Annotated in this window: 13 protein-coding genes; 8 read left to right on the forward strand and 5 right to left on the reverse strand. The window is 74.3% G+C overall.

Features of this window, described 5'->3' with window-relative positions; translation table 11 throughout:
• Positions 1–40: 40 nt before the first annotated feature.
• On the forward strand, positions 41–1,348 hold the full coding sequence (locus ACN9MM_RS08040) for a hypothetical protein (RefSeq protein WP_426362975.1): 1,308 nt from the start codon (positions 41–43) through the stop codon (positions 1,346–1,348).
• A 43-nt stretch (positions 1,349–1,391) separates the two neighbouring features.
• Positions 1,392–1,991 (forward strand): pyridoxamine 5'-phosphate oxidase family protein, encoded by a 600-nt coding sequence (locus ACN9MM_RS08045; RefSeq protein WP_426362976.1) that lies wholly within the window; start codon positions 1,392–1,394, stop codon positions 1,989–1,991.
• A gap of 316 nt (positions 1,992–2,307) precedes the next feature.
• Here ACN9MM_RS08045 and ACN9MM_RS08050 read toward each other — a convergent pair whose 3' ends face one another.
• The 5 genes from ACN9MM_RS08050 to argC are packed head-to-tail and all read right to left on the reverse strand — an operon-like array spanning position 2,308 to position 7,138.
• A complete protein-coding gene (locus ACN9MM_RS08050) occupies positions 2,308–2,838 on the reverse strand; it encodes an arginine repressor (RefSeq protein ID WP_033206443.1) in 531 nt (176 codons plus the stop codon).
• Positions 2,839–2,845: 7 nt separating this feature from the next.
• Complete coding sequence (locus tag ACN9MM_RS08055) at positions 2,846–4,045, reverse strand: acetylornithine transaminase (RefSeq protein ID WP_426362977.1); 1,200 nt, start codon at positions 4,043–4,045, stop codon at positions 2,846–2,848.
• Entirely contained in the window at positions 4,042–4,965 is a 924-nt protein-coding gene (gene argB, locus ACN9MM_RS08060) for an acetylglutamate kinase (protein ID WP_382867057.1), read from the reverse strand. The genes ACN9MM_RS08055 and argB overlap by 4 nt, the downstream gene beginning before the upstream one ends.
• Positions 4,962–6,113, reverse strand: coding sequence for a bifunctional glutamate N-acetyltransferase/amino-acid acetyltransferase ArgJ (gene argJ / locus ACN9MM_RS08065; protein WP_426362978.1), 1,152 nt, complete (start codon positions 6,111–6,113; stop codon positions 4,962–4,964). Before argJ ends, argB begins: the two co-directional genes overlap by 4 nt.
• Positions 6,110–7,138 (reverse strand): N-acetyl-gamma-glutamyl-phosphate reductase, encoded by a 1,029-nt coding sequence (gene argC, locus ACN9MM_RS08070; RefSeq protein ID WP_426362979.1) that lies wholly within the window; start codon positions 7,136–7,138, stop codon positions 6,110–6,112. The genes argJ and argC overlap by 4 nt, the downstream gene beginning before the upstream one ends.
• Before the next feature lie 135 nt (positions 7,139–7,273).
• Between argC and ACN9MM_RS08075 the strand changes: the two genes are divergently transcribed.
• The 6 genes from ACN9MM_RS08075 to ACN9MM_RS08100 all read left to right on the forward strand — a co-directional run bounded on the left by ACN9MM_RS08075 (position 7,274) and on the right by ACN9MM_RS08100 (position 15,413).
• The gene (locus ACN9MM_RS08075) at positions 7,274–7,876 is read left to right on the forward strand and encodes a hypothetical protein (RefSeq protein WP_426362980.1); all 603 of its coding nucleotides are present in this window, start codon (positions 7,274–7,276) and stop codon (positions 7,874–7,876) included.
• 192 nt (positions 7,877–8,068) lie between these two features.
• Positions 8,069–9,493: a hypothetical protein gene (locus ACN9MM_RS08080; protein WP_426362981.1), complete on the forward strand. Its 1,425-nt coding sequence runs from the start codon at positions 8,069–8,071 to the stop codon at positions 9,491–9,493.
• Positions 9,494–9,574: 81 nt separating this feature from the next.
• Positions 9,575–11,029, forward strand: coding sequence for an argininosuccinate synthase (gene argG, locus ACN9MM_RS08085; RefSeq protein ID WP_426362982.1), 1,455 nt, complete (start codon positions 9,575–9,577; stop codon positions 11,027–11,029).
• A 156-nt stretch (positions 11,030–11,185) separates the two neighbouring features.
• Positions 11,186–12,508, forward strand: coding sequence for a M48 family metalloprotease (locus tag ACN9MM_RS08090; protein ID WP_426362983.1), 1,323 nt, complete (start codon positions 11,186–11,188; stop codon positions 12,506–12,508).
• A 102-nt stretch (positions 12,509–12,610) separates the two neighbouring features.
• Positions 12,611–13,570 carry a sigma factor-like helix-turn-helix DNA-binding protein gene (locus ACN9MM_RS08095; protein WP_426362984.1) on the forward strand — a complete coding sequence of 320 codons (960 nt, stop codon included), beginning with the start codon at positions 12,611–12,613 and terminating at the stop codon, positions 13,568–13,570.
• A gap of 244 nt (positions 13,571–13,814) precedes the next feature.
• Complete coding sequence (locus tag ACN9MM_RS08100; RefSeq protein ID WP_426362985.1) at positions 13,815–15,413, forward strand: ABC-F family ATP-binding cassette domain-containing protein; 1,599 nt, start codon at positions 13,815–13,817, stop codon at positions 15,411–15,413.
• Positions 15,414–15,456 lie beyond the last annotated feature (43 nt).

Genomic DNA, 15,456 nt, shown 5'->3' on the forward strand with positions numbered 1-15,456 from the left:
CCGGCGACACCGCCGCCACCCCGGATCTACGCTCCACGCCATGCCGAACACCCCCTTCGACGACGTCGCCGAGCGCCTCGCCCAGACCCTCCAGGGCTCCGGCACGGGCGCGTGGACCGACCTCGACCTGCACATCCGGGCCGGTCTCCGACGGGACCCCGGCATCGCCCCCGCGCACACGTGGTTCCCCGCCGCCGCGGACCGGGGCCCCACCGCGCCCGAGGTGGCCGTCGCCCTGTGCGGCCCCGACGGCCGGATCAGGGAGGCCGCGCTGCACCACGTGGGCCGCTTCCCCGAGCTTCTCCCCCTGGTCGTCGTCCGGTGCGCCGACTGGGCCGAGCCGGTACGGCTCCGGGCCCTCGCCGTGCTCCGCGCGGAGCTTCCGGGGCTCGCGCCCGAGGCCCTCGGCCGCCTCACCGCGGTGGCCCTCCGCACCGGGGACCGGCTGCGCGGGGGCGCCGCCCAGGAGCTGCTGACCACGGCCCTCCGGGAGGGTCCCGAAGCCGGTCCGCTCGCGCTCCTGGACAGTGAGGAGCGGTCCGTACGACGGCTCGCGCACCGGATCGCCGTCGAGCGCGGCCTGCTCTCCCCCGCCCGGCTCGCGGCGATCGCCGCCGCCGGTCACGACGTGCTCGTCCTGGACCTGTGCGCGGAGGCGGCGCTCGCCGCGGCGGGCGGCGCGGTCGACGAGAGCGTCCTCGCCCCCCTGCTCGGCGCCCGGCTCGGCCGTGTGCGGGCGGCGGGCGTCACGGCGCTGCGGGCGGCGGGGCGGGCCGACGAGGCCGAGCCGTTCCTGTACGACCGGTCGGCGCTCGTGCGCGCGTGCGCGCGCTGGGTCCTGCGACAGACGGGCACGGACCCCCTGCCGCTCTACCGTGCCGCCTGCGCGGCCGGGGACGCGGTGCCCCTCGACGCTCCGCTCGGCCTCGCCGAGTGCGGCGACCGGGCCGCGGACGCCGACGCGCTCTGGGCGCTCACGGGGCACGCACGGCCCCGGGTGCGGGCGAGCGCCGTGGCGGGGCTGCGCGTGCTGGACGCCGTACGGTTCGACGCCGCCGGGTTCGAGCGCCTCGCACCGCTCCTGAACGACGACTCGCCGCGGGTGGCCCGCGCGGCCGCGCTGGCCCTGGCTCCGTGGGCGGACCACCTTCCGGTCGGCGCCCTGCTCCCGCCGGAAGGGGAGTTCGCGTGCGAGGCCACGGCGCCGGATCGCGCCGGGCACCGGGCGGAGGGCGGCGCCGGGGCCGAGGGCGATCACGCGCACATATGGGCGCTCCGCACGCGCCGGGCCCTCCGGATGCTCCGCCTCCCTTTCGGGCGCGGTTCCCACCGGGCGACCGGAGCCTGAGACGGGTATCCCCCTGGCGGTCGGCACGAGGAGAATGCCCGCCATGGGTAAGACATATGAACACATCGACGGGCGGCTGCGGGCCTTCATCGAGGAGCAGCCGGTGTTCTTCACCGCCACCGCTCCCCTCGCCGGCGACGGGCACGTCAACCTCTCCCCCAAGGGCCGCCGGGGCACGCTCGTCGTGCTCGACGAACTGACCCTCGCCTACGTCGACTTCGGCGGCAGCGGCGCCGAGACGATCGCGCATCTGCGGGAGCCGGGGAACGGCCGGATCACACTGATGTGGACGGCCTTCTCCGGACCGCCGACCGTCGTCCGGGTGCACGGGACCGGCGAAGCCGTGCTGCGGGACGACCCGCGCTGGAGCGAGCTGTTCGCGCGGTTCCCCGCCGAGGCCGTCGAGGGGCAGGGCAGCGCGCGGGCGATCGTCCTCGTGCACGCGCGCAGGGTCAGCGACGCCTGCGGGTTCGCGGTGCCGCTGATGGAGTACCAGGAGGACCGGGCGCTGCACGCCGAGTACTTCAACCGGAAGACGGACGACGAGTTCAACGCGTACTGCGAGCGCAAGGACCACATCGCGAGCAGCCTCGACGGGCTGCCCGCGCTGCCGCTCCCACTGCCCCCGCTGCCCGCCGGATAGCCCCGCACGACGGGCGGGGCCGCGGGCGCAGTTCCAGCGTCACGGCCATGCGGACCCTGCTCGTTCCCGGCGCCGCCCTGCTCTCCCCGGGCGGCGCGCCCGCACCCGCGCGCGTACCGCTGCCCGAGCGGACGGCCGACGCCGGCGGGGGCTCTTCCCGCACGCCGACGGGTGCGGGGCGACGGCCGGTTGCGTCTGCGTACCGGCCGTCGCGACGCGCGCGGTCCTCGCCTGGGCGGATCCCGCACGCCGACCGCACATCGCCGTCGGAACGCGGGGCGGTCCGACGGCGATCACGCGGTACTGAGCCGGGCCGCTACTTCTGGGCCAGCTTCAGCAGGTGGTCGGCGAGCGCCTGACCGCCCGTCGGGTCGCGGCTGATGAGCAGCAGCGTGTCGTCACCCGCGATGGTGCCGAGGATCGCGTGGAGTTCGGCCTGGTCGATGGCCGACGCGAGGAACTGGGCGGCGCCCGGCGGGGTCCGCAGCACCACCAGGTTGGCGGAGGCCTCGGCGGAGATCAGCAGTTCGCCGGAGAGGCGGCGCATGCGCTCCTCCTTGGCGGACTCGCCGAGCGGCGCCTGCGGGGTGCGGAAGCCGCCCTCGCTGGGCACCGCGTAGATCAGCTCGCCGCCCGTGTTGCGGATCTTCACCGCGCCGAGCTCGTCGAGGTCACGGCTGAGCGTCGCCTGGGTGACGCTCAGCCCGTCGTCCGCGAGGAGCTTGGCGAGCTGGCTCTGCGAGCGCACCGGCTGCCGGTTGAGGATGTCGACGATCCTGCGGTGGCGGGCGGTGCGGGTCTGCGGAACGGACGGCCCTCCGTGCTCGTTCTCCTGCGCGTCGGTCATCGTCGTCTCATTCTCCGGTTCGTCCTTGCCCGTTCGCCTCGTCCAGGACCCCGGGCAGCGCCTGGAGGAAGGCGTCCGCCTCGGCGTCGGTGAGGACCAGCGGAGGCATGATCCGTACGACGTCGGGGGCGGGCGCGTTCACCAGGAGGCCGGCGTCCTGGGCCGCCTGCTGCACCTGGGGTGCGAGGGGCCCGGTGAGCACGATACCCAGCAGGAGGCCCGCACCACGGACGTGGGAGACCAGCGGGTGGCCCAGACCCTCGATTCCCTGGCGCAGCCGCTCCCCTACCGCCTTCACGTGGTCGAGGGCCGCGTCGGCGGCGAGGGTGTCCAGGACGGCGAGTCCGGCGGCGCAGGCGACCGGGTTGCCGCCGAAGGTGGTGCCGTGGTGGCCGGGCGCGAAGAGCTCCGCCGCCTCGCCGAACGCGACGGTCGCGCCGAGCGGGAGGCCGCCGCCGAGGCCCTTGGCGAGGGTCACGACGTCCGGCTCGACGCCCTCGTGGGCCTGGTACTCGAACCAGTGGCCGCACCGGCCGACGCCGGTCTGCACCTCGTCGAGGACGAGCAGGGTGCCGCTGGCGCGGGTGATCTCCCGGGCGGCCCGGAGGTAGCCGGCGGGGGGGACGACGACGCCGTTCTCGCCCTGGATGGGCTCGATGATGACGAAGGCGGTGTCCTCGGTGACCGCGGCCCGCAGCGCCTCCACGTCCCCGTACGGCACGTGCGTGACGTCGCCGGGGAGCGGCAGGAAGGGGGTCTGCTTGCCGGGCTGGCCGGTGAGCGCGAGGGAGCCCATGGTCCGGCCGTGGAAGCCGCCGGAGGTGGCGACCATGTGGGAGCGGCCGGTGAGCCGGCCGATCTTGAACGCGGCCTCGTTGGCCTCGGCGCCCGAGTTGCAGAAGAAGACCTTGCCGGGGCGGCCGAAGAGGCTCAGGAGCCGCTCGGCGAGGGCGACGGGCGGCTCGGCGACGAAGAGGTTGGAGACGTGGCCGAGGCTCTGGATCTGCCGGGTGACGGCCTCGACGACCGCCGGGTGTGCGTGGCCGAGGGCGTTGACGGCGATGCCGCCGACGAAGTCCAGGTACTCGTTGCCGTCGGCGTCCCAGACCTTGGCGCCCTCGCCGCGGACCAGCGGCAGCCGGGGGGTGCCGTAGTTGTTCATGAGCGAGCCCTGCCACCGCTGGGTCAGCTCCGTGTTGCCGGTCATTTCTCCCCCTGATCGTTCTTGGCGCCCCGGTCGTCGGGGACGACCATCGTGCCGATGCCCTCGTCCGTGAAGATCTCCAGCAGGATCGAGTGCTGGACCCGGCCGTCGATGACGCGGGCCGTGGTGACCCCGTTCCGTACGGCGTGCAGGCAGCCCTCCATCTTGGGGACCATGCCGCTGGAGAGATCGGGCAGCAGCTTCTCCAGCTGGCTCGCGGTGAGCCTGCTGATGACCTCGTCGCTGTTCGGCCAGTCCTCGTAGAGGCCCTCGACGTCGGTCAGGACCATCAGGGTCTCGGCACCCAGCGCCGCAGCGAGTGCCGCAGCCGCCGTATCAGCATTGACGTTGTAGACATGTCCGTCGTCCTGGGAGCGGGCGATGGAGGAGATGACCGGGATCCGGCCGTCCTCCAGGAGCGCCTCGATGGCTCCGGTCTCGATGGCGGTGATCTCGCCGACGCGGCCGATGTCGACCCGCTCGCCCTCGATGACCGGCCGGTGCTGGGTGGCGGTGATGGTGTGCGCGTCCTCGCCGGTCATGCCGACGGCGAAGGGGCCGTGCTGGTTGAGCAGCCCGACGAGCTCGCGCTGGACCTGGCCGGCGAGGACCATCCGTACGACGTCCATGGCCTCGGGAGTGGTGACCCGCAGGCCGGCCTTGAACTCGCTGACCAGGCCGGCCTGGTCGAGGGCGCGGTTGATCTGGGGGCCGCCGCCGTGCACCACGACCGGCTTGAGGCCGGCGTGGCGCAGGAAGACGACGTCCTGGGCGAAGGCGGCCTTGAGGTCCTCGTCGATCATGGCGTTGCCGCCGAACTTGATGACGACGGTCTTGCCGTGGTGGCGGGTGAGCCAGGGCAGGGCCTCGATGAGGATCTGGGCCTTCGGGAGGGCGGTGTGCTTCCGCGCGGTGTTGCTCATGACGAGTACGCGCTGTTCTCGTGGACGTAGTCCGCGGTGAGGTCGTTCGCCCAGATGACGGCGGACTCCGCGCCGGCGGCGAGGTCGGCGGTGACGGTGACCTCCCGGTAGCGCATGTCGACCAGGTCGCGGTCCTCGCCGACGGAGCCGTTCCTGCACACCCAGACGCCGTTGATGGCGACGTTGAGCCGGTCGGGCTCGAAGGCCGCCTGCGTGGTGCCGATGGCGGAGAGCACCCGGCCCCAGTTGGGGTCCTCGCCGTGGATGGCGCACTTGAGGAGGTTGTTGCGGGCGATGGAGCGGCCCACCTCGACGGCGTCGTCCTCGGTCGCGGCGTTGATCACCTCGATGCGGATGTCCTTGCTGGCGCCCTCGGCGTCGCCGATGAGCTGGCGGGCGAGGTCGTCACAGACGCTCCGGACGGCCTCGGCGAACTCGTCCTGCGCGGGGGTGACGCCGGCGGCGCCGGAGGCGAGGAGGAGGACGGTGTCGTTGGTCGACATGCAGCCGTCGGAGTCGACCCGGTCGAAGGTGAGCCGGGTGGCGCCGCGCAGGGCAGCGTCGAGGCCCTTCGCGTCGACGTCGGCGTCGGTGGTGAGGACCACGAGCATGGTGGCGAGGCCCGGGGCGAGCATGCCCGCGCCCTTGGCCATGCCGCCGACCGTCCAGCCGTCCTTGGTGACCACGGAGGTCTTGTGGACGGTGTCGGTGGTCTTGATGGCGATGGCGGCCTTCTCGCCGCCGTGCTCGGAGAGTTCGGCCGCGGCGGTCTCGACGCCGGGCAGGAGCTTGTCCATGGGGAGCAGGACGCCGATGAGGCCGGTGGAGGCGACGGCGACCTCGCCGGCGCCGATGCCGAGGACGTCGGCGACCTTCTCGGCGGTGGCGTGGGTGTCCTGGAAGCCCTTCGGGCCGGTGCAGGCGTTGGCGCCGCCGGAGTTGAGCACGACGGCCGTGAGCTCGCCGTCGGCGAGGACCTGCTGGGACCAGAGGACGGGCGCGGCCTTGACGCGGTTGGACGTGAAGACTCCCGCGGCGGCGCGGCGGGGCCCGGTGTTGACCACGAGGGCCAGGTCCGGGTTGCCGTTCTGCTTGATCCCGGCGGCGATGCCCGCCGCCGTGAATCCCTTCGCTGCGGTGACGCTCACGGAGCGACTCCAATCGTGGAAAGTCCGGTGGCCTCGGGGAGTCCGAGGGCGATGTTCATGCTCTGCACCGCGCCGCCGGCGGTGCCCTTGGTGAGGTTGTCGATGGCGCTGATGGCGATGATCCGGTTCGCGTTCGCGTCGTACGCGACCTGCACCTGAACGGCGTTGGAACCGTAGACGGACGACGTGGCCGGCCACTGCCCCTCGGGGAGCAGGTGGACGAAGGGCTCGTCCGCGAACGCCTTCTCGTACGCGGCCCGTACGGTCCCGGCGGTGACGCCGGGCTTCGCGGTGGCCGTGCAGGTGGCGAGGATGCCCCGGGGCATCGGCGCCAGGGTCGGCGTGAAGGAGACGGTGACCCGCTCCCCCGCCGGTCCGCTGAGGTTCTGGATCATCTCGGGCGTGTGGCGGTGGCCGCCTCCGACGCCGTACGGGGTCATGTTGCCCATGACCTCGCTGCCGAGCAGGTGCGGCTTGGCGGCCTTGCCGGCGCCGGAGGTGCCGGAGGCGGCGACGATCACGGCCTCGGGCTCGGCGAGGCCCTCCGCGTACGCCGGGAAGAGGGCGAGCGAGACGGCCGTCGGGTAGCAGCCGGGGACCGCGACCCGCTTGGACCCCTCGAGGGCGGCGCGGGCACCGGGCAGTTCGGGGAGGCCGTAGGGCCAGGTCCCGGCGTGCGGGGAGCCGTAGTACGTCTCCCAGTCGGCCGCGTCCCTGAGGCGGAAGTCGGCACCCATGTCGACCACGAGGACGTCGGGCCCGAGCTGCTCGGCGACGGCGGCGGACTGGCCGTGCGGCAGCGCGAGGAAGACCACGTCGTGTCCGGCGAGCTCCTCGGCCGTGGTGGGCGCGAGGACGCGGTCGGCGAGCGGGAGCAGGTGGGGCTGGAGGGCCCCGAGGCGCTGGCCGGCGTTGGAGTGCCCGGTCAGTGTGCCGATCTCCACGTGGGGGTGGGCGACGAGGAGACGCAGGAGCTCTCCGCCCGCGTATCCGCTCGCACCCGCCACTGCTACTCGTACCGTCATCGAAACCCTCCTCATGGATGGCATGACTATACGTCTCGCCGAACTTTTATGCAACGACTCGGTGATCGGCGGGCCCGGACCGGAGCACCGCATAACCGGTCGCCCGGCGCGGCACGGCCTGACAAGGTGTCCCCCATGAGTGCCGAGCCCACACGCCCCGGACCGGTCCGCCACCACGACCACGGCACCTGGCTCGTCCAGTTCACCGGGCGGGTGCTCGTCGTCTGCCCGAGGTGCGGCGGCCGTGCGCTCGTGACGCCCCGACCCGGCCTTCCGGCACCGAAGTACTTCAGCGCCCTGCTCTTCCAGCCCCGGCGCCTCACCTGCGGCGGCTGCGGCGCGGTCGCCGAGTGGACGGCCGGGCAGCGGGGCGGCGGCCTGGTCGGCGCGGTGCCCGGCGGCACCGAGGACCCGTTCTTCCGGCGGCCGCTCTGGCTCCAGACCCGCTGCGCGGGGCTGATCCTGTGGGCCTACGACGAGGAGCACGTCGACGCGCTCGCCGCGTACGTGGGGGCGCGGCTGCGCGTGCGCCACGCCTCCCCGACCATGGCGATGTTCGCCCGGCTGCCGGCCTGGATGAAGTCCGCGGACCGCCGCGAGGAGGTGCTGGCGGGCCTGACGACCCTCCGCGCCCTCGCCGGGCGCACGGCCCCCGCCGACCGCTCGGACGCGGCCCACGAGCGGGGCGACCGCCCGCGCCACCACGGCAGCCTGCTGTTCCGGGGCGGTCCCTACTAGGCGAAGTGCCGCCCCTCGTACGGACCACCACGGCAGCCTGCTGTTCCGGGGCGGTCCCTACTAGGCGGAGTGCCGCCCCTCGTACGGACCACCACGGCAACCTGCTGTTCCAGGGCGGCCCTTACTAGGCGGAGTGCCGTCCCTCGTACGGCCGTACGATCCTGCGGGGCATGAGGAACGGGGGAACTTATGGTGGCGGCACGTCGAGCGATGGCGGGACTCGCGAGCAATCCCGCGGCTCCGGCCGACGTACTGCTGCGGCTGCTCGCGACGGACGGCGGGGACGACGGGATCGCGCAGCGGCTGGCCTGGCGCACCTCCCTGCCCGACAGCGTGGCCGAGGCCATGCTCCGCCATCCGGATCGCAAGGTACGGCTCCTGCTCGCGCAGAGCGCGGCGGCGGCTCCCGAGCTGCGGGCCCGCCTCCTCGACGGCCCGGCGTCGGACGCCATCGCCGTCGCCATCGGCCCGACCCCGTACCGGACCCAGGTGCCACCCCTGCCCGACGCGGCGTACGAGCGGCTGCTGAACCACGAGCGCGGCATGGTCCGGCACGAGACCGTCGAATCGGCCGGCGTGCCGGTGCACGTCCTGGTGCCGCTCGCCCGCCACGAGGACCCGCTGTTCCGGCTCGCCGCCTGCCGGCGCGTCTGGGGCGAGCTCACCGACGGGGTACGCGCCGCGCTCCTCGACGACACGGACCCGGCGGTACGCACGGCCGCGTCGATGCAGGTCATGCACGAGGACGAGGAACGCACGGCCGAGCTCGTCGAGACGCTCACGGACGGCTGGCGGCTCGGGGACGTCCTGGAACGCGGCCGGCTCGGGCGCCCCCTCGCCGAGCGCCTCGTCGCCGACGGGGCGTGGCTCGCGCGGCTCGCGCGCAACCCCACCCTCCCTCCGGACCTGGCGGCGGGGCTCGCCGGTCACGAGGACCCCGCCGTGCGGCTCGCGGTCTCCGCCCGCCCCGAGCTCTCGGAAGAGGAACGGGCCGCCGTCGACTGGCAGGTCGGCCCCGAGGACCGGCTCGACACCCTGGGGTGGGTGTGGGACGCGCGTGAGGATCCGGACGTGCTGCGCCGGTGTGCGCGGTCCGCGCACACCTGGCTGCGCCGCAGCGCGGCGGTCTGCCGGGAGTTGCCCGAGGACTGTGTGGAGCCGTTGGCGGGGGACGCGGACTTCGCCGTACGGCTGCTGCTCGCCGAGCGCCACCCGCTGGCGCCGCCGGAGCTGCTGCTCGACCTGTACCTGAACGGCTCCCACCGGGCCGTCGGCATGCTGACGGCCCGGCCACGGTTCCCGGCGGCGGGTCTCGCGGCGCGGTTCGCGGACGCGCCGGACCCGCGGGCCCGCGCGCTGAGCCTGCGCGATCCGGGTACCACGCCCGCGCTGGTCGAGCGGCTGAGCCGGGACCCGGAGCCCCGGGTGCGGGAGGCGGCCGCGCTCGACCGGCGGCTTCCGGTGGCCCGGGTCGTGGAACTGCTGGAGGATCCGGAGGTGGGGGTGGCGGCGGCCTGCAACCGAGTGCTGCCGGTCGCCGAGATGCGGGCGCTCCTGGAGCGGGCGGGCGTGCCCGACGGCCGGCCGGGCGTCTCCGACCTGGGGGAACGCGCCTGAGTCCGGGCGCGCCGACCGACTCCGTGAAGCCCCGGGAATCCACCCTTTGCATGACCATGCGAGTTCATGCATAATCTTCCCATGTCCAAGGTCCTCACCTCCCTGCCCGCCGGCGAGCGCGTCGGCATCGCCTTCTCCGGCGGCCTCGACACCTCCGTCGCGGTCGCATGGATGCGCGACAAGGGCGCCATCCCCTGTACCTACACCGCCGACATCGGCCAGTACGACGAGCCCGACATCGCGTCGGTGCCCGGCCGCGCGAAGACCTACGGTGCCGAGATCGCGCGCCTGGTCGACTGCCGCGCCGCGCTGGTCGAGGAAGGCCTTGCCGCGCTCACCTGCGGCGCGTTCCACATCCGCTCGGGCGGCCGCGCCTACTTCAACACCACCCCGCTCGGCCGCGCCGTCACCGGCACCCTGCTGGTCCGCGCGATGCTCGAGGACAACGTCCAGATCTGGGGCGACGGCTCGACGTTCAAGGGCAACGACATCGAGCGGTTCTACCGCTACGGCCTGCTCGCCAACCCGCACCTGCGGATCTACAAGCCCTGGCTGGACGCGGACTTCGTGACCGAGCTCGGCGGCCGCAAGGAGATGTCCGAGTGGCTGCTCGCCCATGAGCTGCCCTACCGGGACAGCACCGAGAAGGCGTACTCCACCGACGCCAACATCTGGGGCGCCACGCACGAGGCCAAGACCCTGGAGCACCTGGACACGGGCGTCGAGACCGTCGACCCGATCATGGGTGTGAAGTTCTGGGACCCGTCGGTCGAGATCGCCACCGAGGACGTCACGATCGGCTTCGAGCAGGGCCGCCCGGTCACGATCAACGGCAAGGAGTTCCACTCCGCCGTCGACCTGGTCATGGAGGCGAACGCCATCGGCGGCCGCCACGGCATGGGCATGTCCGACCAGATCGAGAACCGGATCATCGAGGCCAAGAGCCGCGGCATCTACGAGGCCCCCGGCATGGCGCTGCTGCACGCCGCGTACGAGCGCCTGGTCAACGCGATCCACAACGAGGACACCCTCGCCCAGTACCACAACGAGGGCCGGCGTCTCGGCCGCCTCATGTACGAGGGCCGGTGGCTGGACCCGCAGGCCCTCATGGTCCGCGAGTCGCTCCAGCGCTGGGTCGGCGCCGCCGTCACCGGCGAGGTGACGCTGCGACTGCGGCGCGGCGAGGACTACTCGATCCTCGACACCACGGGCCCGGCGTTCAGCTACCACCCGGACAAGCTGTCCATGGAGCGCACCGAGGACTCGGCCTTCGGCCCGGTGGACCGGATCGGCCAGCTCACCATGCGCAACCTCGACATCGCCGACTCGCGCGCCAAGCTGGAGCAGTACGCCGGCCTCGGCCTGATCGGCACCGGCAGCCCCTCCATCGGCGCCGCCCAGGCGGCCGCGACCGGTCTGATCGGCACCATGACGCAGCTGCCCGAGGGCGGCGCCGAGGCCATCGCCTCGCGCGGCGAGGTCTCCGACGACGAGGAGATGCTGGACCGGGCCGCGATGGAGTTCGGCACGGACTGACGCACGGCGCCACGACCACGGAAGGCCGGTTCGACACTTTTGTGTCGAACCGGCCTTTTCGCTGGTCACAGCAGGTGTGACGGGGCGGCTAGGGTCTGCGCGGAACAGAACGGCACGGGGCGTGCCGCGTGGGGCGCCCGGGGTGGGGAGTACGGAATGACAGAGACGGCGCAAGCGGTCCGGGCGGCGGGAAGAGGCTGCCCCGAGTGCGGGGAGCCCGTGGCCGAGGGCGGGCGGTACGTCACCTGGTGCGCCGCGTGCGACTGGAACGTGGACCCCGAGGTGCGCGACGAGGAGTCCCCGGGACGGATCGAGCGCCTGCGGCGGCGCCTCGCCCGGGAGTACGGGGAGCAGCTCCTCGCCGACCTCACGGACCCGGTCGCCGGCGGCGGAGCGGACGCGCACGCGCCCCGGCCCTCACCGCGCGGGGCGGCCGGCTGGTGGGCCGCGGTGCTCGCGTCGACGATCCACGGCATCACCGTCGCCCTGTTCGCGGGCGGCCTGTGGCTGCTCGTCGCCTACTGGGGCGTCGGCGCCCTGCCCGTGCTCGGCGGCCTGTCGATCGGCCTCGCCGTCGTGCTGAGGCCCCGGTTCGGCCGGCTCCCGAAGGACGACGGCCGGCGGGTGCTCCTGCGGCGCGCGGACGCGCCGCGGCTCTACGCCCTGCTCGACGAGGTCGCCGGGGCCGTCGGCACGTCGGGCGTACGGGCCGTGGTGATCGATGCCGACGTCAACGCCTCGGTCAGCACGTACGGCCTCCGGCAGCACCGCGTGCTCCACATCGGCCTCGGCCTCTGGGAGACCCTGTCCCCGCAGGAGCGGATCGCGCTCCTCGGCCACGAGTTCGGGCACTACGCTCACGGGGACACCCGGCACTCCCTGCTCGTCGGCGGCGCGTTCCAGTCGCTCGACACCTGGCGCTACACGCTGGCCCCGGAACCCGCCCACAGCCTGACCGAGCACTTCGTGAACCTGGTGACCGCCCTGCCCCGACTGCTCGTCGACGGCCTCCTCGTCGTCCTGGAGCACCTGACGCTGCGCGGGTCGCAGCGCGCCGAGTACCTCGCCGACTCCACCGCGGCCCGCACCGCGGGCGCGGAGGCGGCGGCCGGGCTGATGGACCGGCTCCTCATCGGGGGGAGCATCGCCGGCGAGCTGCGCCGGGAGGCCGTGGCGGCCCGGACCCGGATCGGGGGCGCGGCACGCCGCGAGGATCCGGCCCAAGGCCTGTGGGAGCGCTTGGCCGCGCATGCGGCGTCGGTCCCGGACCACGAGTACGAGCGGCTGCGGCGGGTCGCGGAGCGGCGCGGACACCAGGTGGACTCGACGCACCCGCCCACCCATCTGCGGCGGCGGCGCCTTTCCCGGGGCACCCTGGGCGGGGCGCAGATCGTCCTGGACGCGGCGAGGGCGGCGGAGGTCGACGCCGAGCTGGACGGAGCGAGGCGGAATGTGGCGCGGGAGCTCGTCCGGGGGTGATCCGGGGGCGATCCCGGGGGCGATCCCGGGGGCGGTGCGGAGGGTTCCTGACCCTACGCGGGCGATTTCTGTCACATCGCGGCACGGCCTCTCGTCAACGCGGTGACGGGAACCGACGAGGAGTGGGACGCCATGCACGACGACGACACGTTTCTGACCGCCCTGACCGGGCGCTTCGACGCCCACGAGGAGCAGCTGCGGGCCGTCGCCCTGCGGATCACGGGATCGCCCGCCGAGGCCGAGACGGCACTCGCGGCGGCCCGGGCGGGGCTCGGGAGGGACGGCGACACGACGGTACGCGCCTGGCTGACGGCGGCGGTGGGCGAGGCCTGCGTACGGGAGCTGAAGGAACGAGGGACCGAGGCGCGGTCGCCCGGACGAGGGGGCCCGGGTGGGGAGCTCGGGTACGGGCGGCTCGGGGGCGTGGACGGGCAGGTCGGGGACCTGCGGCTGGTGGACGGGCAGGTCGGGGACGGGCGGCTCGGGGGCGGCGATGCCGGGCGCGGTGACGTCGAGCCGCTGTGGCTGGCGTTGCTCGTGATGCTGGAGAGGCTTGGCAGCGCGGAGCGGCTCGCCTATGTCCTGCACGACGTGTTCGGGCTGCCGGCTGCCGAGACCGCGCGGATCGTCGGCGGGTCCCCCGAGGCGGTGGCGCGGCTGGCGCGGGGGGCCCGGGAGCGGATCAGGGGCTGCGGAGCGGTCCGTACCGAGGGCGAGCGGGGACGGCAGCGCGCGGTGGTGGACCGGTTCGTGGCGGCCGCACGCGCGCGTGACGCCCGGGCGCTGGTGGCAGTCCTCGATCCGGGCGTCGTCGCGTACTCCGACGGCGGCCCGGTGCACGGGGTCGCCGCGGTCGCCGAGACGGCCGCCGCCTTCGCGCGGAGCGTGGACGTGTCCCGGCCCGCGCTGGTCGACGGGGCCGTCGGCGCGGTCGGGTTCGCCGCCGGGCGGCCGGTCTCGGCGTTCGCGGCCACCCTCCACAGGGACCGGATCGTCACGCTCTCGCTCACCACCGGCGAGGACCGGGTACGCGCGCTCGACCTGGCGTTCCCCGACAGCTGAGGGCGAGAGCCGAGGCCGACACCTGAGGCCGAGAGCCGAGGCCAACAGCTGAGGCCGACAGCTGAGGGCGAGGCCGAAGCACACAGCCGGGGCCGACAGCCGGGGCGCGGGCCGGGCGAAACTCCGGTGCGCCCGGCGGCCGGCTCCGTTAGCCTCGGCCGCATGTCGACGCCCCGAATCTCCTAGCTGAGGACCCGCACCCACGCCACCCGTGTGCCCTCAAGCCTGTTCGGAGCGTTATCCCATGATCACCGTTCGTGGTGCCGACGTGCGCGTCGGCGCCCGGCTCCTGCTGTCCGGCGTCTCCTTCCACGTCGCCCCCGGCGACCGGATCGGTCTCGTCGGCCGCAACGGCGCCGGCAAGACCACCCTTCTCGACACCCTGGCGGGGCTGCGCGCCCCGGCCGCCGGCACCGTCACCCGTACCGGCTCCCTCGGGCATCTCGCCCAGGATTCGCGGGCCGCCGACCCCGACGTGACCGTCACCGACCGGATCCTCTCCGCGCGCGGCCTCGACCGGGCGGCCCGGCGGCTCGCGGACGCCGCCCGACGGCTCGGCGAGGAGCCCGACGCGCGGGCGCTCGCCGCGTACGACGCCGCCGAGACCGCCTTCGAGGCCGGTGGCGGGTACGCGGCGGAGGCGGAGGCCGCCCGAGTCGCCGCCGGTCTCGGCCTGCCGCACGCGCTGATGGACCGGCCCGTCGGGCAGCTGTCCGGCGGCCAGAAGCGGCGGGTCGAGCTGGCCCGGATCCTCTTCGCCGGGCACGGGCGGGACGACACGCTGCTGCTCGACGAGCCGACCAACCACCTGGACGCCGACTCGGTCGGCTGGCTGCGCGGCCACCTCGCCGCCCACCGGGGCGGACTCGTGCTGATCAGCCACGACCTGCGGCTCCTCGCCGACACCGTCAACCGGGTCTTCCACCTCGACCCGCGGCGCGCCGCGCTCGACGTCCACAACACCGGCTGGGACGCGTACCTCGCCCAGCGGGACGCCGACGAACGGCGCCGGGTGCGCGAGCGCGCCAACGCCGAACGGAAGGCGGCGGCCCTGCACGCGCAGGCCGACCGCATGAAGTCCAGGGTGGCGACGGCGACGACGGCCCGCAGCATGGCGCGCCGCGCCGACCGGATGCTCGCGGGGCTCGCCCCGGCGCGGCAGGCCGAGCGGGTCGCCCGCATCCGGCTGCCCGAACCCGCCCCCAGCGGCCGGATGCCGCTGGGCGCCGTGTCGCTCACCAAGGCGTACGGGGATCGGCGGGTGCTCGACGGCGTGGACCTGGCCGTGGACCGGGGCAGCCGACTGGTCGTCCTCGGGCTCAACGGCGCCGGCAAGACGACACTGCTGCGCCTCCTCGCCGGGCAGGAGACGCCCGACGCGGGGCGGGTGGTGCGCGGCCACGGGCTGCGGCTCGGCTACTTCGCGCAGGAGCACGAGACGCTGGACCGGGGGCGTACGGTCCGGGAGAACCTCGCGGCGGCGGCCCCGCACCTGACGGACGGTGAGGTACGGGCGGTGCTCGGCGCGTTCCTGTTCCGGGGCGACGAGGCCGACAAGCCGGCCGGGGTGCTGTCCGGCGGCGAGAAGACGCGGCTCGCACTGGCCGCCCTGGTGCACTCCGGTGCGAACGTGCTGCTCCTGGACGAGCCCACCAACAACCTGGATCCCGCGTCCCGCGACGAGGTGCTGGCGGCCGTGGGCACGTATCCGGGCGCGATCGTGATGGTCACGCACGACGAGGGCGCGATCGACGCGCTGCGCCCGGAGCGGGTCCTGCTGCTCCCGGACGCGAAGGAGGACCTGTGGAACGCGCAGTACCGGGAGCTGGTCACCCTGACGTGAGGGTCCGCCGACCGGGAGCGGCAGCCAGGGCTTCCTGGCCGGG

Source organism: Streptomyces sp. E-08 (genome assembly GCF_049913095.1).
Taxonomy (GTDB): domain Bacteria; phylum Actinomycetota; class Actinomycetes; order Streptomycetales; family Streptomycetaceae; genus Streptomyces.

Excerpts from the sequence above, each read along its gene's own strand:
- ACN9MM_RS08075 (WP_426362980.1), top strand. The coding sequence starts at position 7,274 with ATGAGTGCCGAGCCCACACGCCCCGGACCGGTCCGCCACCACGACCAC.
- ACN9MM_RS08100 (WP_426362985.1), top strand. The coding sequence starts at position 13,815 with ATGATCACCGTTCGTGGTGCCGACGTGCGCGTCGGCGCCCGGCTCCTG.
- ACN9MM_RS08045 (WP_426362976.1), top strand. The coding sequence starts at position 1,392 with ATGGGTAAGACATATGAACACATCGACGGGCGGCTGCGGGCCTTCATC.
- argG (WP_426362982.1), top strand. The coding sequence starts at position 9,575 with ATGTCCAAGGTCCTCACCTCCCTGCCCGCCGGCGAGCGCGTCGGCATC.
- ACN9MM_RS08040 (WP_426362975.1), top strand. The coding sequence starts at position 41 with ATGCCGAACACCCCCTTCGACGACGTCGCCGAGCGCCTCGCCCAGACC.
- ACN9MM_RS08050 (WP_033206443.1), bottom strand. The coding sequence starts at position 2,838 with ATGACCGACGCGCAGGAGAACGAGCACGGAGGGCCGTCCGTTCCGCAG.
- ACN9MM_RS08090 (WP_426362983.1), top strand. The coding sequence starts at position 11,186 with ATGACAGAGACGGCGCAAGCGGTCCGGGCGGCGGGAAGAGGCTGCCCC.
- argB (WP_382867057.1), bottom strand. The coding sequence starts at position 4,965 with ATGAGCAACACCGCGCGGAAGCACACCGCCCTCCCGAAGGCCCAGATC.
- ACN9MM_RS08055 (WP_426362977.1), bottom strand. The coding sequence starts at position 4,045 with ATGACCGGCAACACGGAGCTGACCCAGCGGTGGCAGGGCTCGCTCATG.
- argC (WP_426362979.1), bottom strand. The coding sequence starts at position 7,138 with ATGACGGTACGAGTAGCAGTGGCGGGTGCGAGCGGATACGCGGGCGGA.